Source organism: Nonomuraea sp. 10N515B (assembly GCF_052245915.1).
In the GTDB taxonomy this organism is placed as follows: Bacteria; Actinomycetota; Actinomycetes; order Streptosporangiales; family Streptosporangiaceae; genus Nonomuraea.
Genome location: NZ_JBQQBQ010000152.1, coordinates 1 through 4,959 on the forward strand (window position 1 = coordinate 1; position 4,959 = coordinate 4,959).

The window sequence follows — 4,959 nt, forward strand, 5'->3', positions numbered from 1 at the left end:
TACTGGTGGAAAGGTGTTATTCCGACCGTGCGCTATTCCTCTGCTCTGGCTTGCTGGGCTGTTATTGAAATGGCCTGAATAGGTGTCACGAGTGATGGGTCGTGCAACCGGACCGCGCGTTGTCCGTGGCATGAGCGGGCGGACACAACATTGAACGCGTGGAACGGACTGGCGATTTCAATGACATGACAGATACCCACGTCCGGGCAGCCGGTCGTTGGCGTGGGCGCTCGTGTCCGGGCCGGAGTCTAGGGTGACATCATGTTCGTGTTGCGCATCGAGGTGTCCGGCGACCTACTTGACCGGTGGCTCGAGTGGTTCGCACCGAGGGTGCAGCCATTTGTGATCCCGCTGGATCTCGCGGGCTCACTCGGTCTCGATGATGATCGGAACCGGCTCACGCCCGAAGTCAGGGACACCTTCTGCCTCTACGGCTTGGATTCGTCAGCGCTCGTGTGGCTGTCGGAGGTCGACGCGCGTCGACTACCGGCCTCGGTCAGGCGAAGTCAACCCGCGCCGCACCGTTGGCCCACCTTGATCGCCGGGCGTGAGGTCGAGACGGTCATCAAGTACATCGAGAAGGGACGCCGCCCCAGCCAACATGGCAAGGTTACCCCTGCTACGTGGGGCGCCATCGCCTCCACGCTGCCGGGAGCGCGTCGCCTTGCCGGAACCTTCCCCAGGCGGAGCGGCCCGAACTGCTTTGGCACAGTGATGGCGGCGTGCGGTGTCGAGGGCGCGGAGGACGTGTGGATGCTCCGCGAGCTGTTCGAAGACTGGCTCGCACAGCACACCGCGAAGGGAGGGCACGACGACGAGCCGGGGACCGTCCTGGTCTGGCGGAGTGCCGATGGAGCCGTGCAGCACGCCGCAGTCACCCTCGGCGACGGCTGGGCGCTTCACAAACCCTCGCAGGGCTGGATGAGCCCGACGAAGGTCCTCGCACTGCGAGACCTGAAGTACAGCGCCCGAGCGAGAGGCCAGCGCCTTCACCGGCATCACCTTCGGTGACTTCGCGCTACCCCTCGGCGGCTCTGAGGGCGAGGTAGTCGCCCCAGTCTCGGCGGACGAAGGTGACCCAGCGGACTGCCGTGTTGACGTGGAGGCCGAGGAGGTCGGCGAGAATCGCAGCCGGGAGGTCGGCGGCGAGCGCGGCGAGGGCTCCGTTGCGGGCGGGCCGGGCGCTGATGCCGTGCCGGTTGAGCAGATTGGTGAGACTGTGCCCGTCGATGGGCTGTCCAGGAACGCGGCCGGGGAACAGCCATCTGGGCGTGTTCGGGCCATGACGGATCATGAGTGGGGTCGGCGGTCGGGAGACCAGGTCACACAGCAGGGCGCCGAGGCGCGGCGGCAGCAGGATCGGATGGCGGCCTGCCATCAGATAGGTGTCGTCGCCTTTCTCGGTGAGCTGGTCGGCGGTGAGGTGCCGGATCCGCTGGGCTTGGAGGGCGAACAGGAGGGTGAGCGCGCCGGCCGCGCGAGCCTCGATGGGGAGGGTCTCGTCGGTCAGGCAGCGGTGCAGGAGCTGCCAGCGTTCATCGTCGTCGAGGAGATCGGCGGGTTCCTGCCGAGGGATGGACGGGATGCTGAGTCGGCGGCTGAGGCCTCGGTCAGCGGTCCAGCCGAGGAAGTAACGGACGCGGTTGCGGCGCTGGGTGGTCTCCTCGTCGAGCCACCGGTCGAGATCGTCCTGGCGGAGTTTCGCGAGGCTGGTTCCTTGGGTATCGATCCAGGCCAGGAGGTCCAGGGCGACCTGGATACGGCGGCGTAGGTCTCGACCGACAGTGGTGGGGTAGGCGCGTTTGCTCGCCCGGGTACGGGCGCGGCGCAGCAGGTGCCAGTGGAGGAACGGGCGGACGAGGTTGGCATGCTCGACCGGCTTGTCGGCCAGGTGGTGCTCGAGCCAGGCCGGAACGCGCTCGAGGTCTTCGTGCCGTTCGGGTAGCACCCCGGTCTGCACCATCATCTGCCGCAGATGCTGGAGGGCGGCGCTGGGAGGCAGTTCATCCAGGAGGTCGTGGCTGATCGGGCGGCCTTCGGTGACAAGCGCGGTCAGGAGTTGGGCGTTTGGGTGCTCGTGAACCCACTGGATGGCTTTGAACGGCGTATGCGTGCTGGTGAGGCCATCGGCAAGCGGCTGGAGCTGAGCCGGGATGGTTCCGTCTGGGCCGGCGAGCAGGTCGTTGACCTTGTCGGCGAGGACGCAGTAGGCGCAGCGGCCGTGGCCGTAGGGGTTCCCGGACCGGCCGCACTGGCGGCAGGTGTAGTCGACGTCGTGCCCGGCGCAGGGACCGCAGAGTCCGGTGCCGTCCTCGTCGCGGGCGATGAGTGGGTGCAACTCATGGCAGCCGCCGCATTCGGCCGGGGCCCGGACGATGGCGGTGTAACAGCTCTGGCAGACCGGCCCGATCGGCCAGTAGGTCATGACGGGCTTGTCGCGCTCGCAGCGTGCGCAGGTTAGGCGGGGCCGCTCGTCGCGGGCGTAGCAGGTGTGGCAGATCGGCGCGCCGGAAGTGATCCGCTGGCAGGGCCGTAGGCGTCCGCACCGTGAGCAGGTCCGTTCTGGCCCTCGGTAGCAGCTGTCGCAGAGGTCGGGCTGGTCACCATGCGAGTTCCGGGCGATCTTCCCGAGCTTGCCGCACTTTCCGCACGGACGTCTGGGTCGTCGGTGCCGGTTGTAGCACAGGTGGCAGTAGGCGCCCTCGTCGTCGATGAGGGCTGCGGCGGCCGTCTTGCCGCAGGACACGCACGTGTGCATGGGGCGTTTCCAGCAGGCCCGGCAGAGCGATCCCCCGTCGGGCAGCCGCTGTGCTGGGCAGCGTAGTCTGCCGCACTGGCGGCACTCCTCTACGACCTCTGGGTCGACGCGATAGCAGGGGTTGCAGATGCCGCCCTCAGGGCGTTTGGCGACGATCTTCGTCTCCAGGGCGCCGCAGCGCGCGCACGTTCCCTTCCTCGAGCGGCCATCGCAGGTCCCGCATATCCGGCCCTCGGGCCGAAGCTGCCGTAGATCAGCCCGGATCTTGCCGCAGTGGGCGCAGCCGGGCCGGACGACGGGCTTCCCGGTGTCGTGCAGCATCTGCGCCAGGCGGAGCAGTACCGGCGGGCACTGCGAACTCCCCGAGGTGAGCGCGTCGGGATGAGCGGCCATGTGGTCGGCCAACTCCTCTAGGAATCGTGCCGCGCCCCGGGCCGTGGTCGGCACCGCAGCGTCCAACGCCGCCGCAGCGGCCTCAGCACTCATCCCGGGCAGGGCCGCGGTGATCTGGCCGGTCGCCGCGACCATAGCGGCCTGCATTCTGGCCGCTTGCTGGGCGAGCCGGGCGGCGACGGAGGGAGCGGTCATAGCCCTTCTGGTTTCCGAATCGAGGTGCGGCGCACCGCCGGAGCCGGTCCCGACGTCTCCCCGGCGGTCTTGCGGACCTCGGTGTTAACAGGCTCGATCTCGATGAGGTCGTTCGGGGTGCAGTCGAGGATGTCGCAGAGTGCGGCGAGGGTGTCCATGGACAAGCGTTGCGGTGGCTGGGTGACCAGCCGGAAGACCTGTTCGCGGGACAAATGGATGCCGCGCTCGGCCAGCGGCGGCCCCAGGTCGGTGGTCTGGAACATGTCTTGGGCGGCCATGAGCTTGCGCAGGTTCCAGCGGATCCCCATCTTCTTGTTCACGGCTTCTCCCAGAGTCCGGCGTGGCGGGTGGTGAGCTTGCTCTTCAGCAGCCGGTTACGGTACTCGTCCGACACGCCCGTGTAGATCGCCGTCGTCGCGGCGACCTTGTGACCTGCCTGATCTTGAACGAATCGCTCCGGGTAGTCGAACTCGACGAGATGCGTGATCATGGAATGGCGGAGACTGTGCAGGTCGAGCTCCTCCGGCAGTCCGGCGGCCTGGCGGGCGTTCTCGAACGCCTCGTTGGCGCTGCGTTTGGAGAGCCGACCTCTCCGTTCGGTCACCCAGAATGCAGGGTGCTGGCCGACGTCGAAGCGCGGCCGGACCTCGTTGAGGTAGTGGTCCAGCACGTCGACGATCCAGTCGAACTCCGGGACGGTGAACACGGTACGGCGCTTGGGCGGGCTGCCGTTCGAGGACTTGCCGAACCGGACGAACAACGCGCCGAATCGGCCGAAGTCCGGTGTCTTGGGATTGCGCCGAAGGTCGGCCAGGTCCAGGCCGCACATCTCCTGGCGGCGCAGTCCGTAGGCGTAGAACGCTTTGAGCAGCGCCGAGTCCCGCATCGCCGTCAACGCGCCCTTGCGTCCCTGCATCCGCTTGTCTTCGATGCGTCCGTCGGCCGCGTCGAACAGCGCCTGGACCTCGTCGTAGGTCAGCGGACGCCGTCCTGGCTGCCCCTCGAACTCGGCCACATGAGTCACCGAGTTCCACTCGTGCAGGATCTGCGCCGGGGCCCGGCCGAACCGATCGACGCAGGTCGCAAGCCATCCATAGCGGGCGTCGGTGATGAAGTCCATGAACATCCGCAACCCGTTCTGATACTGCCTGCCTGTCGACTCCGTCAGGTTCGGGTTCTTCGCCCGAAGGTGGTCGAAGAACGCCTCGACCTCAGAGGGCTCCCATTCCCACGGGTACTGATTGGTGAACTCGGCGAACCGGCGGACCAGCGACAACCGCGGCTTGATCGTGCCCTCCCATTTGAGGAACCGTGTCCGCTGCTGCCGCGTCCACCCCTCCAGCATCGCCTCGAACACCGCTGGCGCCGGCTCCAGATGTAAGACGTTGTCTGCCAGCACCAGATGTGCCGCACCGGGGAGGTCAACTGCTCGACCCACTCCAACCTCCATTGCATCAGATGCAACATTGTTGAGTTTGGGCCGTCCAGGCGCAAGAGGTCCTGGCAGATCTGCCAATCAAGCGACAAGCTGTCTCTGCTTAGTCCTCTGAGCTGTGGCTTCGTCAGTATTCGAGCGCGCTGAATGGTTCATCAGATGCAACTCCGCCCGTTTT

General features: G+C 66.9%; 4 protein-coding genes. 1 reads left to right on the top strand and 3 read right to left on the bottom strand.

Annotation, left to right across the window (positions count from 1 at the left end):
• Positions 1 to 261 precede the first annotated feature (261 nt).
• Positions 262 to 1,011 (top strand): hypothetical protein, encoded by a 750-nt coding sequence (locus tag ACTWQA_RS58515; protein WP_443167413.1) that lies wholly within the window; start codon positions 262 to 264, stop codon positions 1,009 to 1,011.
• Positions 1,012 to 1,018: 7 nt separating this feature from the next.
• On the opposite strand, the gene ACTWQA_RS58520 is transcribed toward ACTWQA_RS58515, so the two are convergent.
• Genes ACTWQA_RS58520 through ACTWQA_RS58530 form a run of 3 tightly spaced genes read right to left on the bottom strand, consistent with a single transcriptional unit; the run spans position 1,019 to position 4,784 of the window.
• The gene (locus ACTWQA_RS58520; RefSeq protein WP_443167414.1) at positions 1,019 to 3,346 is read right to left on the bottom strand and encodes a hypothetical protein; all 2,328 of its coding nucleotides are present in this window, start codon (positions 3,344 to 3,346) and stop codon (positions 1,019 to 1,021) included.
• Entirely contained in the window at positions 3,343 to 3,666 is a 324-nt protein-coding gene (locus ACTWQA_RS58525) for a helix-turn-helix domain-containing protein (protein ID WP_443167415.1), read from the bottom strand. Before ACTWQA_RS58525 ends, ACTWQA_RS58520 begins: the two co-directional genes overlap by 4 nt.
• Positions 3,663 to 4,784, bottom strand: coding sequence for a tyrosine-type recombinase/integrase (locus ACTWQA_RS58530; protein WP_443167416.1), 1,122 nt, complete (start codon positions 4,782 to 4,784; stop codon positions 3,663 to 3,665). The genes ACTWQA_RS58525 and ACTWQA_RS58530 overlap by 4 nt, the downstream gene beginning before the upstream one ends.
• Positions 4,785 to 4,959 lie beyond the last annotated feature (175 nt).

Excerpts from the sequence above, each read along its gene's own strand:
- ACTWQA_RS58515 (WP_443167413.1), top strand. The coding sequence starts at position 262 with ATGTTCGTGTTGCGCATCGAGGTGTCCGGCGACCTACTTGACCGGTGG.
- ACTWQA_RS58520 (WP_443167414.1), bottom strand. The coding sequence starts at position 3,346 with ATGACCGCTCCCTCCGTCGCCGCCCGGCTCGCCCAGCAAGCGGCCAGA.